Here is a 16,955-nt window from a genome sequence, read left to right as displayed (position 1 = left end):
ACGTGGTGCCTCGGTGATCTACTTCTGCGGCGGGTCGCAGCGTCTTGAAGTACCGCCGCCGCCGACGCGGCGATAGGTGTTCTAGGCATGCCGTGTGACCGGGGACGTGGATGCCTAGGCAGCCGACCGGGTCGGCCGGACCCGCTCCGTGCCCGCAGTGAAGCCAGGGAGGAGGAGACGTCTCGGCCATAAGCGCAATTATTCTCCGGCCGGGGGCGTCGCCTTGGACCCACGCCGCGCATTCGAGTCTCGAATGCGGCCCATGGCGTAGGGCCACTCCACCCGCGCGGGGGCAGGCCGAAGACGCATCGCCGACGAGGTCGGCCCCAGCAAGCCGCCAGAGACCGCCGAACCTGTAGGCCATCATCCAAGTGCCCCAGGTCAAACGTCTGAAGATCCGGATGCGCATACGCATCCGCGAGCTCCCCCACGGCCACCGCTGACTACCGGCACTCCGCGCTGATCAAACTTCGATGGCACGACCTTACTGATCATCAACTCTCGATGGCAGAGCTCACCGTGCGGTGTCACAGGACAATCAGATCCCCTGTGTCCCGTCTCAGTCGGCCTGGTCCGAATCTCAGATGATCTGGTCCGGTTCGCTTGTCGCCTCAGGTGATCTGGTTCCTGGCGTGGAAGCAGGTCACCGGGGGAAGTCGAGGGGCCGTCGGCGTCCGACCTCTCACCGGGCGTGAAACCTGAAGAAGGCGCCTGGGCCGGTCGCGGCTATGATCCGGATCTTCGAGCGATTGGGGACCTGGTGGGGATATTTCGGCGCGGAGAGCGTCGTGAGGGGGTGGACCTGCCGCGCGACGGGGAGTTCGCGTTCCTGTCCGAGGCGGAGGCTGCCCGGTTGCGTACCTTTGTCCGCGAGGCCTTCGCGGAGCGCGGCATCGAGGTAACGGTCGAACCGGGACGCGTGACCACGGACTCGGGTTGGCGCTTTGGCCTCTCCAATCTCGCGGCCGTGTGCCACCACGACAGCCGCGGCCCTCGGTGCTGGCGGACGCTGGTAGACGAACATGTTGACCGGGTCATCCGTTCGATGGATGGACCGCAGGCTCTCAGGGCCCTGCCGCACGAACGGCTCCTGGCCCAGCTCTACCCCCGCTTCATTCCTGGCGATCCCGCGCTCCTGAAGGCCTTCGGGTACGGTCCCCCATCGGTCCCGGGCCTGCTGGAGGTGCTGGCGCTCGACCTCCCGGAAACCGTCGACATGCTGACCGCGGACTCCCTCTCCAATCTGGGTGAAATCACGGCCCTTCGGGACCGCGCGTTCCAGAACCTACGGGCCGTCCGCGTTGACAAGCACAAGGTGGTCAGGGACAAGGACGGCTCCCACTTCGACGTGCTGATGGGGAGCTCGTACTTCATCGCGAGCCTCGCTCTGGTCCTCGACGAGGTCGTACGCCGCTACACCAAGGACGCGCCGGCGCCGGACGGAATCCTGGTCACGCTGCCGCACCGGCACCAACTCGCCTTCCACGTCATCCGCGACAGGAGCGTGGCCCCCTCGCTGCACACCATGGCCCGGTTCGTCGCCGTGGGCTTCGAGCAGTCACCGGGCGCGCTGAGCCCCTCGGTGTTCTGGTGGCACGAGGGCAGCTTTTCCCAGGTCGCCACGCAGGACAACGCCGGCCTGCACATCAAACTCACCCAGGAGGCCATGGACCTGGCGGCACGTTTCGCGGGCGGATAGCCAGGCCTGACTCAATACGCAGCCTTGCAGTCACTTCGAATCGCCACCGGCGGACCACATCGATTGAGACGACGGGCACCATCCGCGGGCGACGGACCAGATCACATGAGATTCGAGGGAGCTCACCGTCTCAAGTGATCTGGTCCTCGCAGGTCCCAGCCCTGACTCCGAGCCAGATCAATCGAGACGGGACACCCTGACGCTGACCAGCCAAAACCAATCTAGACTCGAACATGTGAACGAAGCCCTTCCGTCCCGACTAGAGCTCCTGCACTTCGCGCGTCGCGTGGTCGTGCAGCAGGCACGGGCAAGCCTCGCGCAGCTCGATGCGTGGATCGCCGCAGAGGAGCGCAGGGAGGCGGAGCGGCGCACGGGCGAGGCGCAGCGCCCGCCGCCGCCCGAGTGGCTGGTGGAACGGGGCATCGGCGCGGGGAGTCCGCCGACGCGTATCCATCGGGGCGGCTGCCACATGGCGCAGGGCGTCCGAGTCAAGGCGATCTCGGAGGAGCAGGCGAAGCGGGCGCTGTACGCGGACGTGGAGTTGGCATGCCCTCACTGCAACCCGGACACGGAGCTGCGGGTGATCCCTGGCTAGGTCGGCAGGCGGTGCACCCGCGGAGGTCGGAGGCTGATCGTGTGAAGTTCCCCGTACAGGTGGCGCTCGCTGAGCTGGTTCCCCGGCTGCCGGTCGGGCCGAACTGGTGGTACGAGGTCAAGCTCGACGGGCACCGCACGGTGCTGTGGCGGGAGACGGGCACGGTGCGGCTTCAGGCTCGTTCCGGGCGGGACGTGACCGCGTCATGGATGGACATTGCTGTCGCTGGGATGGAGCTGCCGCCGGGCGTCATCCTGGACGGCGAGGCGATCATCGTGGTGGACGGCAGGATTTCGTTCGAGGCTGCGCAGTCCCGCGCTTTGTCGTCGCCGTCGCGGGCGCCGCGCCTGTCGGAAGATCATCCGGCCCTGTACATCGTGTGGGATGTGCTCGCACTGCCGACGGGGGATGTACGGAGTCGGCCGTACGAGTACCGGCGCGGTGCCATGCTCGATGTGCTGGCGGGTCTTCCGTCGCCGTCACGGATTCAGGCAGTGTCGGCGACGGACGATGCGGAGGTGGCCGAGGTCTGGTCCGACTCCCTCCAGGGCACGGGTGTTGAGGGTGTCGTCGCAAAGCTCTCGACGTCGCCGTACCGTCCGGGGCGCTCCTCCTCGTGGAAGAAGGTGCGGCATTCCGAGACGGTCGATGCGGAGGTGATCGGCTACACGGGGCCGGCGGCACGCCCGCGCACGGTAGCGGTCCGTCTGCCGGACGGGCGTACGGCGCTCTCCCAGGCGCTCGGCGCGCCGCTGGCCGCGCAGATCGCTGGGCACCTCGCCATTTCGCCGGCTTCCGGGCGTGGCCGTACGGACACAGGCGAGGCGTACATGGCGGCATCGCCGGACCTCGTCGTCGAGGTCCTGGCTGGGACGTCGAGACACGCGGTAGTCACAGTGACGCGACTCCGCTGAGGGCACGCTGCCAGAGCCGTATCAGCCAGCAACGGACTTCACCAGCCCTGCCATGCACGCACGCTCATGACGGCCAGGGGGGTTGGCTTAGCAACTTCCTTGGCTGCAAAGGGGTGACCGAGTGCCTGATCCTCACTGTCCCCGACTTCGGCCAGGTCGCTCGCGCGAGTGAGGACGAGGTCCTCTACCGCAGTCATCGGTCCAGGTAGGCAGATAGGAGGAGTTCGGACTCCGTGGAGAGCTTGGCGACCTTGATCTCGTCGCCGTCACGGTAGGTGAGGCTCCCCGGTACGTCTCCGACGCTCGGGTGATAGTCGCCACGGGACAGCGTGGTGAGGACTGTCGCGCCCAATCCCTCGCGGAGCGCAAGCGACATCGCAAGGGGGATTGCGAGGTCGACGGCGGGATCTGCGAGAGCGGCGTTGACGAACTCGCGGATCCCGTCGGTGGTCATCAACTTCTGCCGTCCGGTCACAGACCCAGTATCGGGCCTTCCGATGTCTCAACGCTTGGTTGACCGACCTGCACCCCAACGGCTACGCCCGTCTCCCGAGACGCCAACTGCGGCGCCCTTCAATGCCGGCCCGCTGGGGAGAAACCTCACGGCCCACGTCATGCACACATGTTGATAGACCCAAGATGCAGCAACGCTGTTTTCAGAGACGAGTGGCGACTTAACATAAACGCCTGTTGATGAGGTCGCCTCGCGCGGCCTGAGGTCGTACGCATCAAAGAGGGAGTCCTCGTTCATGACAGCGTTCCGCCGAACCGCAGCCATGACCCTGTCCACCGCTCTCCTCGCGGGGGGTGCGATAGCACTGGCGCCGACCGCGTCCGCTGCCAGCTCTCCCAAGTGCACATACAACGTGACCGACTTCACGGGGGTGGTGGATGGGGACGGAGTCAACTACAGGACCGGCCCGAGTACCGGCTACACGGCGAAGGGACGGCTCTACGACGGCGACCGCCTGCGTATCTACTGCGGCAAGAGCAACTGGTACTACAGCAAGTTGACCAAGCGCTCGAAGGGGGGCTTGGCCAAGGGGACCACCGGCTGGATCCGCAGCGACATGCTCTACCAACTGGCCGGCTGAGCGACTCAAGGGAACCGATGCTGTGGGTCCCGTCTGTCGCGTCGGATTCCCGGTTCCGATGTCGGTGCGGTATCAGATCCCACACCGCACCCGGAAACCGCAGGTGAAACGCCCCCTGCTCCGGCGCATCGAGGTCTCGTCCCGAGGAAACCGACACGGGGGCGGGACAACGGCCCGACGACACAGAACGGGACCAGCCGGAAAACCACTGGTCAGAACAGTGGTCTCCGGCGCCCGCGGAGTCCGCGCGAAATGTAGGCCCGTGCCGTGAGGTCATCCCGACCGACACGAGTGCCCGTAGCGCGACAAGTCCATCCGGAATCTACATCCGGGCGGCATTCGCGGGACCGGACGACCGAGGCAGCACGGACCTGAAGGCTGCTGCTTGGGCCACGAAACTCCGGCCTTGCATGCGGGAGTTCGAGCGCACCAGCCAGCGCATCAAGTCTGCCTGACGTTCAGCCAGGCACCGTGCCACACCACCCGATCGGTGCGGCACCTCATCCCTACGTCCGGACCGGGCCGCATTCCGCACGCCTCCCGATCCGGCAAAGCCCAAGTAACTCATCTGACGAGAGGACTCTCATGACGCTCCGCACTCCTGCGCGTCTGGCCGCCTCGGCCGTGCTGGCCCTATCGGTGACGGCCGGTGTGGCGGCGACGGCGACCACCGCCTCGGCCGCCCCTTCCAAGGTCGGCCGCAGCGCCTGTACCGAGTCGGTGAAGCTCAACACCACCGTCTCCACCACCGTGCGGTTCCGCACCGGGCCGGGGACCAAGTACACCGCGACCGGTCAGCTCGCCAAGAACACGCGGGTCTACTGGGACTGCAACAAGGGCTCGACCGGCAGCGGCAAGAGCTGGGGATACGTGAAGGTCAAGTCCGGCGTGCACAAGGGCGAGACGGGCTGGGTGGCTCGCATCTACATCAACACACCGATGCAGTTGGACTGACCCGCCATCCCGCTGTCCGGGGCGCTTGCGGCTGCGCGGCGACGGCCCGTGCAGCCGCAGCGAGAAACCGGCAGCAATGCGAGACGAAGCACACGCGACGGACTGGACGCCGACGAGTCAGTTGGTCAGGGACGAGCCCACAACATACGTGTACGGAACCACGGAGGACCAGGCGAAACGTGTGGCGGCTCTTTGCCGTAGGTCGTCGCAGTCCTGCCCATGTCGAGATCAGCGCCACCAAGAGAAGGCCGGGTCTCGTGCCAGGAGCGCCGCCGGCCAGCCCGCAATAGGAGAAGCGAGGAAGACATGCGTAGGTGGACTCGTGCTGTTCCGACGGTGATCGGTGCTTTGGCCCTGGCCGTGGTGCTGACCGGATGCAGCGACGACGATTCGGCAGCAGGGCGCCCGAATTCCGCCTCCAGCACGGCACAGGAGCAGACGACGTTCCATCTCGGCCAGCCCAGTCCGGTGCAGGAGAGCACCATGCAGGACTCTGCCGGCGCCACCTACAGGGTCACGCCTACCAAGGTGGTGACCGGCACTGCAGCCGACGTGGACAACTCTGGGCTGGAGAGGGACGCGAAGGAGGGACCGCAGATCCCTGTGTTCGTCTGGTCCACGCTCACCCACGAGGGCGGCAAGGCCATGCGCGTTGGTGACATGGACGACGACCTGGTCATCAAGACCAGCAGTGGCCAGCGCACGCGTGCCCTCATCGTGCTCCTTGGCCAGGCGAAATGGCCCAACTGCCCAGCTTTCGACAGCGACAAGAAGCTCGCGGCGGGGCGGTCGGAGCGGATCTGCACCGCCTTCCTCATCCCGGAGGGTCAGCGGGCGAGCGCGGTGGAGCTCACGCAGGGCTACTACAAGGAGCCCCTGGAATGGCCCGTGAAGAGCTGACCGGACGTCCACGAAGCAAGTCACGAGGGAAACGGCACCGGGCCAGGAGGAAGACCGGATGACGAAGAACGGCACTGGCTCGGAAGTCACTGGTCAGAGCGACAACCGCTCACCGTTGACCCAGGATGCACTAGAGCCCGCATCCGCCGTGCCGCAGCTGCCAGTCTCCTCGCTGCTGCTCGATCCCCCGCCGCTGCAGATGACCACGCGCGCGAATCGGGTGACGCTGACCCGGATGGCGTGTATCGAAGACCTCGACCAGGTCAACGAGATGCATGCCAGGTGCTCGCTGGATTCCTGCTATGCCCGCTACAACGCAGCTCGGCAGGCTGTGACGACCCACGAGTGGTGGCACCTCTGCGACCGGGCGAACGGCACGACCTTGATCACCACCCCGGTTCATGACCGGTCCCGCGTCATCGCCGTCACCCACCTGCTGCGCACCTCGGCCCCCCATGTCCGAGAACTCGGCATCCTCGTCGAGGACTCCTGGCAGGGACAAGGGCTGGGCACGGTTCTCACGGGCTACATGGTGAACCTCGCCCGCACCTACACCCTCGACTGCCGGGCCATCACAGCTATGACGGGACGCGGCAACCAACGGATGCTCTCCATCCTGCGGGGGCTGAATGCCGAAGTGGAGCACCCGAGCGGGCCGACCGTCGACGCGCTGATCCGCGTGGAGGAGTAGGCCATGCACAAGACCATCCTCCAGGCTCCTGCTTCTCGTCGTGCCGGGATCCACCGGGCCGGTCGGCATCGAGATCGTCGGCCTCACGCACGGGCCATCGTCTTCCGTCATCACCGGGGCAGCAGCCGGCGAGGTCGTGGCGTACCGGCTCGGAGGATTCCGCAGGACAGACCGGGATCGGAGCGCTACCGGTCATCTCGGGGGCTGACATCGCGCAACACCGCCGGCTGTTCCTGACCAGCCGCATGAAGACATCCGACGCTGAATTGGAGATCTCCTCAGTGCCCCCGCTCCTCACTGATGTCAGACACGACACGCCCTTCATCCTGGACGACGGCTCGGTCGCGTACACCCGCGCGGCGGTCGTCGAGGACTACCCGCTCGTCGAGGACCTGCATGCCCGCTGCAGCGCCGCGACCCTCGTCGGACGGTACGGAGCCGGCCGTCCCGGATTCTCCGCCGCCGAGTGGCGGCGCATGGCGGACAGCCCGCGCAGTCGGGCGCTCCTTGTAACCCCATACCAGTCTGATCGCGTCGTGGCCATGGCATCGATGGTCGAGCGCTCCAACGCACCGGAGGTGTGCGACGTGGCGATGCTGGTCGCCGACCGCTCTCCGGATGCCTACCAGTCGCGTGGGCTCGGTACGCGACTGGCCGATCTTGCTGCCGACCTCGCCCGCGACGCCGGATTCACGTCCCTCGCCGTTACCTCGCTGTGGACGAACTGGCGCATGCTCCTCATCGTCGAGCATCTCGGCGGTCCGGCCCTTCCCCAGACCTCGTACGTGCGCAACATGGCGCTGCTCGGCTTGCTGCCGAACTCCGGCCTGGACGTCGCCGACGAGCTCGAATTCCGGATCGCGCTGTGAGGGCGGCTGCGCCCCCGGGCACCCGACGGTCCACGGTCGTCACCGACGACGACGCCCGGCTGACGGTCTACACCGATGGTCCTTCACACGCCGGCGTGACGGCCATCCTCAGCCACGGATACCTGATGACCGCGGACGTGTGGCGCCTCCAGGCACGCGAACTGTCCGCCCGCGGCGTTCGGGTCGTCCGCTACGACCAGCGAGCCCACGGCACATCGGACCCCGGCCACGCCGCACTCACCATCGACCGGCTCGGCGCCGACCTCGCCCACATCATCGACGCGACCACACCCCAGGGCCCGATCGTCCTCGCCGGCCACAGCATGGGCGGCATGGCAGCCCTCACCGTCGCTGCCCGGCAACCGGAACTCATCCGGCGCCGGAACCCCCACGTGGCCCTGATCTCGACGGCCTGCAGCAGAGCCCAGCTGGCACCGGGCAACCACCCTCGCCACTGGATCAAGGCAGCAGTCCGTGCCAGTTACTCGTATCCCCTCTGCTGGATGCCGCCCGCCGCCGACGCCGTACGGCGTCGGCTCCCGAACCGTCACCCATGGGCGCTCCGCCCCGAGGCACAGCACCATGACGACATTCCGCCGCCGGGTCGACAAGCTATCCGCCATACGCCCACGGAGCAGATCGCCGAGCTGTGGCAGTCCCTGCGCACCTACACCACGGCAGATCAGCTTCACGCGCTCGACGCCCTCGACGACCAAGTCGAGATCATCACGGGCGAGCTGGACGACTGGATCCCCCTGTCCCAGACCCGTGAACTGGCCCGGCAGCTGCCCAACGCACGTGTCCACGCGCCCGTCGCGGGCGCCGGGCACCGACTGCCCACCAACAGGTTCGGCCACGCCGCGGTGACTCAGGTTCTGAGCGGGATGGCCGAGGCCGCGCTCCGCGCGCCCGAATCCACGGCCGCGGCGCCGACGCGCCTTCGAGGTGTACCCATATGAGCCCCGCCCACCAACAGCCACCTTCCGCTGCCCCGTTGTCCATCCGGCTCGGCCCTGACACGGCGATGACCCTGCGGTTCATCGCCGAGCCGACAAGGCCCCGACGGCGCCACCGAAGCCGCGTTCAACATCCCCACCGTCCCGCCGAACCCGGGCCACGGGCATCCTCCGGTTCCGGAAAGCCCTCCGCGTAAGCAGGTCGGTCCCGGCCCACAGCGCCCGCCGGCCCCACGGCGAGCAAGCCGATCGGGCCCGGTCTGCAGCGATTTGCACCACCTCACCCTTGGCCTTCTCGATCGTGTTGGATCGGAGAGCCCATGCAGCCGCACGCCCGCCAAGCCCTTGAGCACTGGCACACGGCCTGGACCGCCCAGCAGGACGCCGCCCTGGTCGCCTTTGCCGCCGCATTCCCCGGCCTTGGACGCCCAACCGGCTGCTGTGATCCGCGCATGAGAGTCGAACGGCCCAGATAAGCATCCGGCTTCGTATGCTTCGACGATCACGTCCGCGCCACAGTGGATTTCAGCGGAATCCCACAGAGCACCCTCGGTGAAACACTTGAAGTCATCTTCGGACGCGGGTGGTTCAACGAAGGCCCCGATGGAATTGGCGCCGCTCCGCCCGGCACCTACAACTGGGACGACGACGCCACATACGCCGAATTCGAAATCAAGGTCGAGGTCGATGCCACGGCTTCGATCTGTAAGTCGTACGTGACCGTGGACGACGCAATGGTGCTCCTGGACGAGTTGCAGACCCATCTGGTCGGGCGCACCGGCGGCCCCGAGGAATCGTGACGTCGCCCCGCTCGGCCCTGCGCCCGCGCAAGGAATGTGCGGGCGGAGCCTTTCAGCGTTCCCAGACTCCGGTCAGACGTTCCGGAGCAGGTGTCCGAGCCTCCACGTTCTCTCTCCATGTCGCCGTGAACGGGAACTCGTTGTCCAGCCAGAGCACTCCGGCCAGCTCCGAAGGCATCATCCACCGGGGCGGGTTCCCGGGCTGGAACTCGATGGGGCTGTGGATGAAGGTGTCTCCGAAGTTGAACTGCACCGTCACCGTGGGTCTGCCGTTCAAGAGACAGTCCAGCTGTTCGATGCCCAGGCCTGTGAACTTGTCGGCTCCGGCGGCGACGATGAGCGGCAGGCCTGCCTCGTTGGCCAGGGCCCGGTACTTGCTGACCTTCTCCTCGATGCCTGCAACAAGCGGCTGGGCCGAGACGACTCCGGCCAGGCCGCTGGGCGGGGACAGGATCGCGCGCATCCCGGGCACGCGCATTGGGGAGCCCGTCTGCGGATCGGCCATCAGGAGAAAGGTGTAGCCCTGGCTTGCGAACTGCACCTGATGCAGGGGTGACAACAGGTAGCGCCGCAGGTCCAGGGCGATCTTCTTCGCTGTGCGCGCGTCCGGCGGATTCAGAGGGCGGTCAGTTGGGCCGGCCGCGGTCAGCACCACGGGCACGGGGATCTCCTTGACCCGCTCGACCAGGTCGTGCCAGGCCTTCATCCTTCCGTACAGCTCTTTCGACGGGCTGTGCGTCAACACCTCGACCAGGGCGACCGGCCGGCCTTCGTCGTCGAGCACGGTCCAGTCTGGTGTCTTCGTGCCCCACAGCCGTTCGTACTCCACGTGGAGACCCGACGCCCGGAGTGCCTCGCCGGCGGCGAGTTCGATGTGATCGCTCCAGAAGTTCTGGTCTTTCCAGAGGTTCCTCGCGTACGTGTCGGCGTGCTGGTCCGGCAGCAGGGCGAGTTGCGTGTCGAGCCATGCTCGCCACGGGCCGTACTCGTCTTCTACGGCGAGGTCGTACGAGAGGGGCCGCCCCTCGGGGCGGCGGTGGCCGTATCGGCTTTTCTGTTCGGCTACGAAATCGGGGCCGAACCGGCGATGCGGCTGATCGGTCGTCATAGGAGTGGATTATGAATCCTCACGCCCTTGTGCCGCACCCGAGTTGACAGCAGGTCCGGCCCCTTCCGTGTCTCCCGATCCACGTTGCCGTGTTCAGGTTGCTGTCTGTGTCCAGCCCTCCGGTCGGCGAAGGCAGAGCGATGTCGAATATGGCACCCATTCACAACAAGCCAGGCAAGGCGCATCGGGGTTGATGCGCTCGGCCGGGTGCGGGTGGTGTCCCTCCCGGCTATCGAGTATGGGAGGCCGCAGCGAACTCCGCGCAAGGTCGGCCGCCCGGTTTTTCTCCGCTCCTGCGTCGCTGAGAAGAACCAGCCGTCCTCCCCTGCACTCCGTCCGACGGCCCCCCAAATCTCTCTTCGCCGGGAGGGGGCGGGGGCCGATCTCCACGGCAACGCCCCGCGCGGGGCCGCGCCCGTCACCCGACCGCGACACACGGGACCAGACCGCACCAGACAACACCCCCCTACATCCATATCTGCCCAGCCCAGAGCCCCTTTTCCGATTGACCACGACACCCGCGAAGGATAGATTTACCTATGTCGAACAAGGGGCAGGGCAAGCCCCGGAACCCACTCGCGGATCAGGAGATCCCATGGACCTCAACCACTTGACGCAGCCGCTCCAGCTCAACGACACCACACAGCTCAAGGCGGTCTTCGACCCGGCCCTTCGGTACTTCTCGGCGCAGCTGTGGAAGGGCGGCGAGCCGGCCGGACTGCTCGGCACGGTCGGCCAGTTCACCCACCCCGACGACGTGCTGGACGCGGTCGACGAGTTCCTCACCGAGCACGGCGAGAGCCCGCTGACGGAGTCGCAGATGGGGCAATTCGCCGGGATGCTGATCATGGCGAAGGGCGGGCCGGACGCCGCGATGCTCCAGCTGGCCATCGAGAACCCGTCCAGCGTCCTCCTCTTCTGACCCACCGCCCCGTCCGGGGGGCAGGGCGGCGCGACAGCCCTGCCCCCCGGACGCGGGACCCGCCCGTCGGCGTGGCGCTCCTGCCCGCGAGACGCGTGTGCCGACGGCGCCTCCCCAGCCCGAATCCCCACCGGAATCGAAGGGATCAGCCAGACCTTGCATACTCCCGCAGACATCGCGCAGCTCGCCGCCGGGATCCTCGGCGGCACCTGGGCGGCCGAGCGCGGCCCCCGAGGGGCCAACGGTCGCCTGGCAGCTCCCGGGACGGACACGTTCACCCTTCACTTCGACGACCACGGTCATCTGCGTCTGGAAACCGTCTTCGACGGCTCCGGCGAGATCGCCCGATTCCCCGGGCCGACAACCGGCGACGCCGAGACGATCGCCCGAGACGTCGCCCAGGCCATCCGCCAGCACCTGGCCAACGCTGAAGGCGAGCTGGGCGCCACGTTGTACCAGGAGCTGAACCTGGGGGCGCACTTCTCCTGCGCGGACTACAGCGACCCGGAGATGCCCTGCCACCCCAACGTCACCATCGCGGGGGCCGCCTGCTTCTTCTACGTCGACGAAGCCGGAGTGGCTCGGATCTCCGCCCACATGGACGGGCTCACCGAGATCGGCACCCGGATCTGGGGCGAGGACGCCGTACCCCTGCGGATCACGCTCGACGGCGGAGTCGTGTTCTCCTCCACCGGCGCGTGGGTGGTCCAGTTCCAGCACCCCGAGGACGGCGGGGACGACGGTGTATGGGAGTACGTGATCCCCGCGGAGGAGGCCCCGACCGAGGCGTCGGCCCGCGCCGTCGCCACGGAGCGGTTCGTGTCCGACATCAACTCCCACGAGAACGCGGATGCCTGGCACGGCAGCACGATCCGCAGCGTGCAATTCACGGCTCAGCCCCGGTGACGTGAGGTTGCTCCGCCCGAAACCGGCTATCGGTCGACCCTGAACAACTCGGCGGCCCCCGGCCTGACGTACACCGGGGCCTCCCGGATGCCGCCCGCCTCCCGCGCGGGCGGCATCCTCCCGAGTCCAACGCCTTTTCCTCGGTGGAAAGTTCGGTTCACCCCCGTGAGGGTGTGCGCTGGGCAGTGCCGGGGCCGCGCTCAGCAGAGCGCAGATTCATCTACGTCGTATCAGGGGGCAGGGCAAGGCCCCCGGAACCCACCTTCGGCAAGGGAACTACACGTATGGGTGCCCACAGCCCGCAACTGCAACTCGACCTATGGCAAGAGCCTCTCCCCGCTGCGGTCGACGTCAAGCCGGCGACCGTGCTCTCTTATGGGCTTGGAGCTGATTCCACACTCGTTCTGATCGAAATGCTGCGCGACCCTGTCAGCTACGGCCTGGAGCCGGATCTCTCCGACCTGATTGTGGTCACGGCGACGGTCGGATCAGAGTGGGCGGACACCGTCAAGCTCGTCGAGGACCACGTATTCCCTCTCCTCCGGCGCCATAGGGTCAGGTACATCCAGGTCGCGCGGTGCGGCCCGTACGAGGCGGACGGCTGGGAAGTCCTCGCGGACTCCTGCGAGCCGCGGCGCTTCGTCCCGCGAGGCCGCTGGACTCTGATGGACGAACTCTCCGTCAATGGCACGGTCGTCCAGGCCGCCGGCGGGAACTCGTGCTCGTTGAAATACAAGGGCTGGCCGCTGGACCAGTGGGGGCTGGCGGAGTTCCCCGACCGGCCGTTCCGGAAGATCGTCGGCTACCACGCCCGCGAGCACAAGCGCGCCCGCACCTACGATGGATGCCAGCACACGGACAACCTCAAGGCCCGACGGACCATCTGCACCGTCGAGTACCCGCTCATTGGGCAGGGCTGGGACCGCGACATCGTGGAGGCCCGGCTGTTCACCGAATTCGGCTTCTTGTGGCCCAAGTCCTACTGCACGTTCTGCGTTTACTCAGGCTCCTGTTCTGCCCAGCCTGCCCATCTGGCGCGCCTGCGCGACCACCTTGAGCAGGCTGTCGAGGTACTGGCGCTGGAGTACACGTCGATGGCGCTGAACGAGAACGGCTCCTTCTACCCGAAGGGCACGCTGTACGAGCTCGTCGCCGGGGACGGCAACACCGCGGCGCTGCGGGCACTGGACGGCCACTTGGCGTCGGCGGAATGGGCGCTGTACCGAGTACGGCGTGTCTTTCCACCAGCCCGCACCGGCAGTTGCCGGGAACGGCACGGTGACTCCTGCCCCTCCCCGTGGCCTGGCTGCCTCGATCCGGACACCGGCGAGCGGACACCGCCGTGCGTGCAGTGGCACGGACCCGCCTGCCGCGACCCGCAGCCGGGCTGCCGCGACGCGTCCCGGAAGGGGAAGGCAAGCAGGTCCGTCGAGGTCGTGATCACGGGAACCCATGCGCAGGTCGCCGACCTCATACGCCGTCGCGCGCAGGAAGCCGGCGAGCATGTCGAGGAAAGCGCCCTGCACCCCCTCGGTCATCTCCGCAGCCAGACCCTCTCGCGCGGCACCCTTTTCCCCACCGTGGAGGAGTTCCACGCGATCGCCCCCAGCGGCGTGGTCGCGAAGCAGAAGAAGAACTTCGAGGAGCTGTGGCGCACTACGTGCCGACAGCTCCGACTCCCCGCCTGATCCCGCAAACGGCACTCCCGGCCCGCCGATCCGCCGTCACGGTGAGCCGACCAGAACATCTCCTCTTCCCGGCTTTCCGATTGTGGGGCCCTCGGCGGGAGGGGTGCAAGAACGGGCTTCGCCGCGTTCTTGCACCCCTCCCGTTCGGGCCCCGTTTTCTTTTCGCCGGGAAGGGGGAGGGGGCCACTCCACGGCACTGCACCGCGTTCGGTACCGCCCGGCAGCCGACCGCAGGCCGCACACCCTTAAAAATGTCGCCGCAACGTGGCAGACACTCCAAAATTCCTTCCAATCCCCTTCCTGAAACCCGGATTCCGAGATTGACCCACCTCTCCATGGAACGTAGATTTACCTATGTCGAAAGGGGCGGAAATGGAAAGCAGGAAGCCGCCTCACAGGAACATCGACAGCGAATAGACCCGCACGGTCGTCGATCCTTTACAACTCCACAGAGTGCTTTATTTGGAATCCGCAGAACATTGATGTGACATCAAGAACCTGAATTCCAAAGGGGGCAGGGCAAAGCCCCCAGGAACCCACACTGCTGAATGGAGTCACTCAGGTGACCAACCCCGAGATTCCTATTTCCATGACCGCCCTCGCTATTGCCATCCGTGAAGGCGCGCAGGTCGAATCGAACAACATCCTCGGCAAATCCGTCGTGTTCACCCTGCCCAGCTCCGGAGACGAGGTGACGGTGTGGCCCGGACCCGACAAGCCTCAGCCCTCCGCTCCTCTCGTCCTGCTCTGGCAGCGCCGGTCGCCGCAAGGCACGAACATCGCCCACGGTGAACTGCCCTGGCCCAGTGACCCGAAGCCGCTCGTGAACTGGGCGATCACCATGGCCTACTCGACCGACGAGATCGGCCCGCAGTACGCGCCCGTCCTCGCCACCCTGCGCGACCACAACGTGATCGGCGACATCGTTCCCGTCCAGGGGGTCGGCCACCTCATCCACGTCCGGCTCCCGGACGCCACCTACCTGACCATCGGGGGTGACGAGGGCCTGCCCAGCCGTGCCGACCAGGTCAAGAACTGGCACGTGCAACACGAGGGCCCCGACGAGCACATCGGGGTCATCTACCACGGCTCCGAGCTCCTCAGGATGGTCGGCGCAATCCAGCGCTACCTCCAGGCGACAGCCACCCGCTACGGCAGCCACCACCCGCTCGGCGCCCCGGTCGACGGTGAGGAGCCGGACGGCCCGGACAAGCTCTATGGCCTCCTCTCCGACCTGTCCGAACTGCGCCGCACCCGCCACGTAGCACCGGGCGGGGCCCTGATGACCGTCTTCGACGCCGACGGCCACAACGGCGCCACCATCGAGGTCCCGGCCGAGGTCGTGACCCGCCTCTGCCGCCTCCTCACCGTCGAGAAGCGGGTCATCGAGACCTACGGCGGCTAGCAGCCGACACACCCCAACCTGCCGGGCCCGGAGGGCAACCGGGCCCGGCGCCCACGAACCCACAACCACGGATGGACACATGACCACCCGCATTCCCCCGGCACACAACCACTGGGCCCTGGCACTCGCCCGCCACTCCAGCGACCCCGAGCCGGTCGGACTCCCCGACCACCACCGGCCGATGCCCTTGCTGTGGGCGTCCCCGCCCTGCCTGCCGACCTGGAGCACGTCAGGCCCGCGTCACTCCGCCCAGGCCGAGGACCCCCGTTCCCGGATCGCCCGTCGCCTGGCAGTCGCGCTCGGCACCTCCTCCACCTGGGACCTGATCCGCGAAGCGCAGACCGGCCGCTTCCAGGTGGGCACGGTCGAGAACGTCATCGAGACCGCAGTCCGGCTCACGTACCAGATCTACGGCGAGTAACCGCCCCGCAGTCTTTTCCAGCGCTTCGGGCCCGGAGGGCAAACCGAGCACGAAGCGCTCAGGAACCCATACGCAGGAAGAGCACTTGAGCCTCACATTCACCGATATGTATGCGGGCGCGGGCGGATCCAGTACGGGCCTTGTCAATGCAGGACTCGAACTCCTACTCGCCGCCAATCACTGGCAAGTCGCGGTCGATACGCACACCGCCAATCATCCCGACGCCGAGCACCTATGCGCCGAGATGGAGTACTACGACATGAGGCGCCTCCCGAAGACAGACATTCTTTGGGCGAGCCCCATCTGTACAGAGATAAGTCCCGCCGGGGGGCGCCCCCGGACCAAGGGGCAAGTCGATGACGAGGAATGGAAAGCCCTCCCGGACAAGGCGTTCCAGCGAACCCGGGCTACTGCTTTCGAAGTCATCCGTGCCGTCCAACTCCACCGCTACAAGGCCGTATTGGTTGAGAACGTCATCGAGTTCGCGACCGACTGGGAGTTGTTTGACTGGTGGCTGGCCGGAATGGCGCAGTTGGGCTACAACTACCAGATCGTCTGTGTCTCGTCGGCACACATCGGGGACGCGTTCAATCTCCCCGCTCCGCAGTGGCGCGATCGGCTGTACATCGTTTTCACGCAGGTTGGAATCCGTCTCCCGGATGTGAAGCCGACGCCGCTGGCGTTCTGCGAGGTCTGCGACGAGGACGTGCACGCGGTGCAGACCTGGCGTAAGCCTCGTAAGCCCCGCAAGGGCCAGAAGCCCCGGAGGAGCGGAGTCGGCAAGTACGGCGTGCAGTACGACTACACGTGCCCCTGCGGCCACGGGGTCGTGGAGCCGTACGTCCAGCCCGCGTCCTCCATCATCAACTGGGAGGACGAAGGCGTTCGCATCGCCGACCGTCACGAGCACGGGCTTGACCCTCTGGCCGAGAGCACCATCGCTCGCATTGAGGAAGTTTCATCGTGATTCGTGCAGGTCAACGGCCCTGGCGTGACGGGTGGTTGGGCTGCTCGCGCATGTCACGAGCGTGAT

General features: G+C 66.9%; 18 protein-coding genes. 16 read left to right on the top strand and 2 right to left on the bottom strand.

Going from position 1 to position 16,955, the window contains the following annotated elements:
- Nucleotides 1-1,045 precede the first annotated feature (1,045 nt).
- The 3 genes from H8R17_RS34390 (at nucleotide 1,046) to H8R17_RS34380 (ending at nucleotide 3,208) form a co-directional block, all read left to right on the top strand.
- Complete coding sequence (locus tag H8R17_RS34390) at nucleotides 1,046-1,699, top strand: hypothetical protein (protein WP_223125826.1); 654 nt, start codon at nucleotides 1,046-1,048, stop codon at nucleotides 1,697-1,699.
- Nucleotides 1,700-1,934: 235 nt separating this feature from the next.
- Nucleotides 1,935-2,294 (top strand): DUF6233 domain-containing protein, encoded by a 360-nt coding sequence (locus tag H8R17_RS34385; protein WP_187827142.1) that lies wholly within the window; start codon nucleotides 1,935-1,937, stop codon nucleotides 2,292-2,294.
- A gap of 41 nt (nucleotides 2,295-2,335) precedes the next feature.
- Nucleotides 2,336-3,208, top strand: a complete 873-nt coding sequence (locus H8R17_RS34380; RefSeq protein WP_187827141.1) for a DNA ligase — start codon at nucleotides 2,336-2,338, stop codon at nucleotides 3,206-3,208.
- 193 nt (nucleotides 3,209-3,401) lie between these two features.
- Here H8R17_RS34380 and H8R17_RS34375 read toward each other — a convergent pair whose 3' ends face one another.
- Complete coding sequence (locus H8R17_RS34375) at nucleotides 3,402-3,683, bottom strand: hypothetical protein (RefSeq protein ID WP_187827140.1); 282 nt, start codon at nucleotides 3,681-3,683, stop codon at nucleotides 3,402-3,404.
- 274 nt (nucleotides 3,684-3,957) lie between these two features.
- Here H8R17_RS34375 and H8R17_RS34370 point away from each other — a divergent pair, with 274 nt between their 5' ends.
- From H8R17_RS34370 to H8R17_RS34340, 7 genes are all read left to right on the top strand, one after another.
- Nucleotides 3,958-4,302: an SH3 domain-containing protein gene (locus H8R17_RS34370; protein ID WP_187827139.1), complete on the top strand. Its 345-nt coding sequence runs from the start codon at nucleotides 3,958-3,960 to the stop codon at nucleotides 4,300-4,302.
- A 585-nt stretch (nucleotides 4,303-4,887) separates the two neighbouring features.
- On the top strand, nucleotides 4,888-5,256 hold the full coding sequence (locus tag H8R17_RS34365) for an SH3 domain-containing protein (RefSeq protein ID WP_187827138.1): 369 nt from the start codon (nucleotides 4,888-4,890) through the stop codon (nucleotides 5,254-5,256).
- Between the two features lie 483 nt (nucleotides 5,257-5,739).
- A complete protein-coding gene (locus tag H8R17_RS34360) occupies nucleotides 5,740-6,156 on the top strand; it encodes a hypothetical protein (protein WP_262505705.1) in 417 nt (138 codons plus the stop codon).
- Nucleotides 6,157-6,214: 58 nt separating this feature from the next.
- Nucleotides 6,215-6,847 carry a GNAT family N-acetyltransferase gene (locus tag H8R17_RS34355; protein ID WP_187827136.1) on the top strand — a complete coding sequence of 211 codons (633 nt, stop codon included), beginning with the start codon at nucleotides 6,215-6,217 and terminating at the stop codon, nucleotides 6,845-6,847.
- Nucleotides 6,848-7,092: 245 nt separating this feature from the next.
- Nucleotides 7,093-7,716 carry a GNAT family N-acetyltransferase gene (locus tag H8R17_RS34350; RefSeq protein WP_187827135.1) on the top strand — a complete coding sequence of 208 codons (624 nt, stop codon included), beginning with the start codon at nucleotides 7,093-7,095 and terminating at the stop codon, nucleotides 7,714-7,716.
- Nucleotides 7,713-8,675 carry an alpha/beta fold hydrolase gene (locus H8R17_RS34345; protein WP_187827134.1) on the top strand — a complete coding sequence of 321 codons (963 nt, stop codon included), beginning with the start codon at nucleotides 7,713-7,715 and terminating at the stop codon, nucleotides 8,673-8,675. Before H8R17_RS34350 ends, H8R17_RS34345 begins: the two co-directional genes overlap by 4 nt.
- Nucleotides 8,676-9,190: 515 nt before the next feature.
- On the top strand, nucleotides 9,191-9,472 hold the full coding sequence (locus H8R17_RS34340; RefSeq protein ID WP_187827133.1) for a hypothetical protein: 282 nt from the start codon (nucleotides 9,191-9,193) through the stop codon (nucleotides 9,470-9,472).
- Nucleotides 9,473-9,524: 52 nt separating this feature from the next.
- Here H8R17_RS34340 and H8R17_RS34335 read toward each other — a convergent pair whose 3' ends face one another.
- Nucleotides 9,525-10,580 carry a hypothetical protein gene (locus H8R17_RS34335; RefSeq protein ID WP_187827132.1) on the bottom strand — a complete coding sequence of 352 codons (1,056 nt, stop codon included), beginning with the start codon at nucleotides 10,578-10,580 and terminating at the stop codon, nucleotides 9,525-9,527.
- Between the two features lie 595 nt (nucleotides 10,581-11,175).
- Here H8R17_RS34335 and H8R17_RS34330 point away from each other — a divergent pair.
- From H8R17_RS34330 to H8R17_RS34305, 6 genes are all read left to right on the top strand, one after another.
- The gene (locus H8R17_RS34330) at nucleotides 11,176-11,502 is read left to right on the top strand and encodes a hypothetical protein (protein ID WP_187827131.1); all 327 of its coding nucleotides are present in this window, start codon (nucleotides 11,176-11,178) and stop codon (nucleotides 11,500-11,502) included.
- A gap of 156 nt (nucleotides 11,503-11,658) precedes the next feature.
- Nucleotides 11,659-12,408 (top strand): hypothetical protein, encoded by a 750-nt coding sequence (locus tag H8R17_RS34325; RefSeq protein ID WP_187827130.1) that lies wholly within the window; start codon nucleotides 11,659-11,661, stop codon nucleotides 12,406-12,408.
- Nucleotides 12,409-12,821: 413 nt separating this feature from the next.
- Nucleotides 12,822-14,096: a hypothetical protein gene (locus tag H8R17_RS34320; protein WP_187827129.1), complete on the top strand. Its 1,275-nt coding sequence runs from the start codon at nucleotides 12,822-12,824 to the stop codon at nucleotides 14,094-14,096.
- Between the two features lie 562 nt (nucleotides 14,097-14,658).
- Nucleotides 14,659-15,501, top strand: coding sequence for a hypothetical protein (locus tag H8R17_RS34315; protein ID WP_187827128.1), 843 nt, complete (start codon nucleotides 14,659-14,661; stop codon nucleotides 15,499-15,501).
- 79 nt (nucleotides 15,502-15,580) lie between these two features.
- A complete protein-coding gene (locus H8R17_RS34310) occupies nucleotides 15,581-15,922 on the top strand; it encodes a hypothetical protein (RefSeq protein WP_187827127.1) in 342 nt (113 codons plus the stop codon).
- 85 nt (nucleotides 15,923-16,007) lie between these two features.
- Complete coding sequence (locus H8R17_RS34305) at nucleotides 16,008-16,889, top strand: DNA cytosine methyltransferase (protein WP_187827126.1); 882 nt, start codon at nucleotides 16,008-16,010, stop codon at nucleotides 16,887-16,889.
- The last annotated feature ends 66 nt before the right edge of the window (nucleotides 16,890-16,955 follow it).

The sequence above is a fragment of the Streptomyces sp. TRM68367 genome (assembly GCF_014495685.1).
Lineage (GTDB): Bacteria > Actinomycetota > Actinomycetes > Streptomycetales > Streptomycetaceae > Streptomyces.
Note: the sequence above shows the minus strand (reverse complement) of the source record. Positions and strands in the feature narration are given on the sequence as shown.

Coding starts and splice junctions, on each gene's coding strand:
- H8R17_RS34350 (WP_187827135.1), top strand. CDS start 7,093: ATGAAGACATCCGACGCTGAATTGGAGATCTCCTCAGTGCCCCCGCTC.
- H8R17_RS34360 (WP_262505705.1), top strand. CDS start 5,740: ATGCAGGACTCTGCCGGCGCCACCTACAGGGTCACGCCTACCAAGGTG.
- H8R17_RS34370 (WP_187827139.1), top strand. CDS start 3,958: ATGACAGCGTTCCGCCGAACCGCAGCCATGACCCTGTCCACCGCTCTC.
- H8R17_RS34355 (WP_187827136.1), top strand. CDS start 6,215: ATGACGAAGAACGGCACTGGCTCGGAAGTCACTGGTCAGAGCGACAAC.
- H8R17_RS34310 (WP_187827127.1), top strand. CDS start 15,581: ATGACCACCCGCATTCCCCCGGCACACAACCACTGGGCCCTGGCACTC.
- H8R17_RS34365 (WP_187827138.1), top strand. CDS start 4,888: ATGACGCTCCGCACTCCTGCGCGTCTGGCCGCCTCGGCCGTGCTGGCC.
- H8R17_RS34320 (WP_187827129.1), top strand. CDS start 12,822: ATGCTGCGCGACCCTGTCAGCTACGGCCTGGAGCCGGATCTCTCCGAC.
- H8R17_RS34390 (WP_223125826.1), top strand. CDS start 1,046: ATGGATGGACCGCAGGCTCTCAGGGCCCTGCCGCACGAACGGCTCCTG.
- H8R17_RS34330 (WP_187827131.1), top strand. CDS start 11,176: ATGGACCTCAACCACTTGACGCAGCCGCTCCAGCTCAACGACACCACA.
- H8R17_RS34335 (WP_187827132.1), bottom strand. CDS start 10,580: ATGACGACCGATCAGCCGCATCGCCGGTTCGGCCCCGATTTCGTAGCC.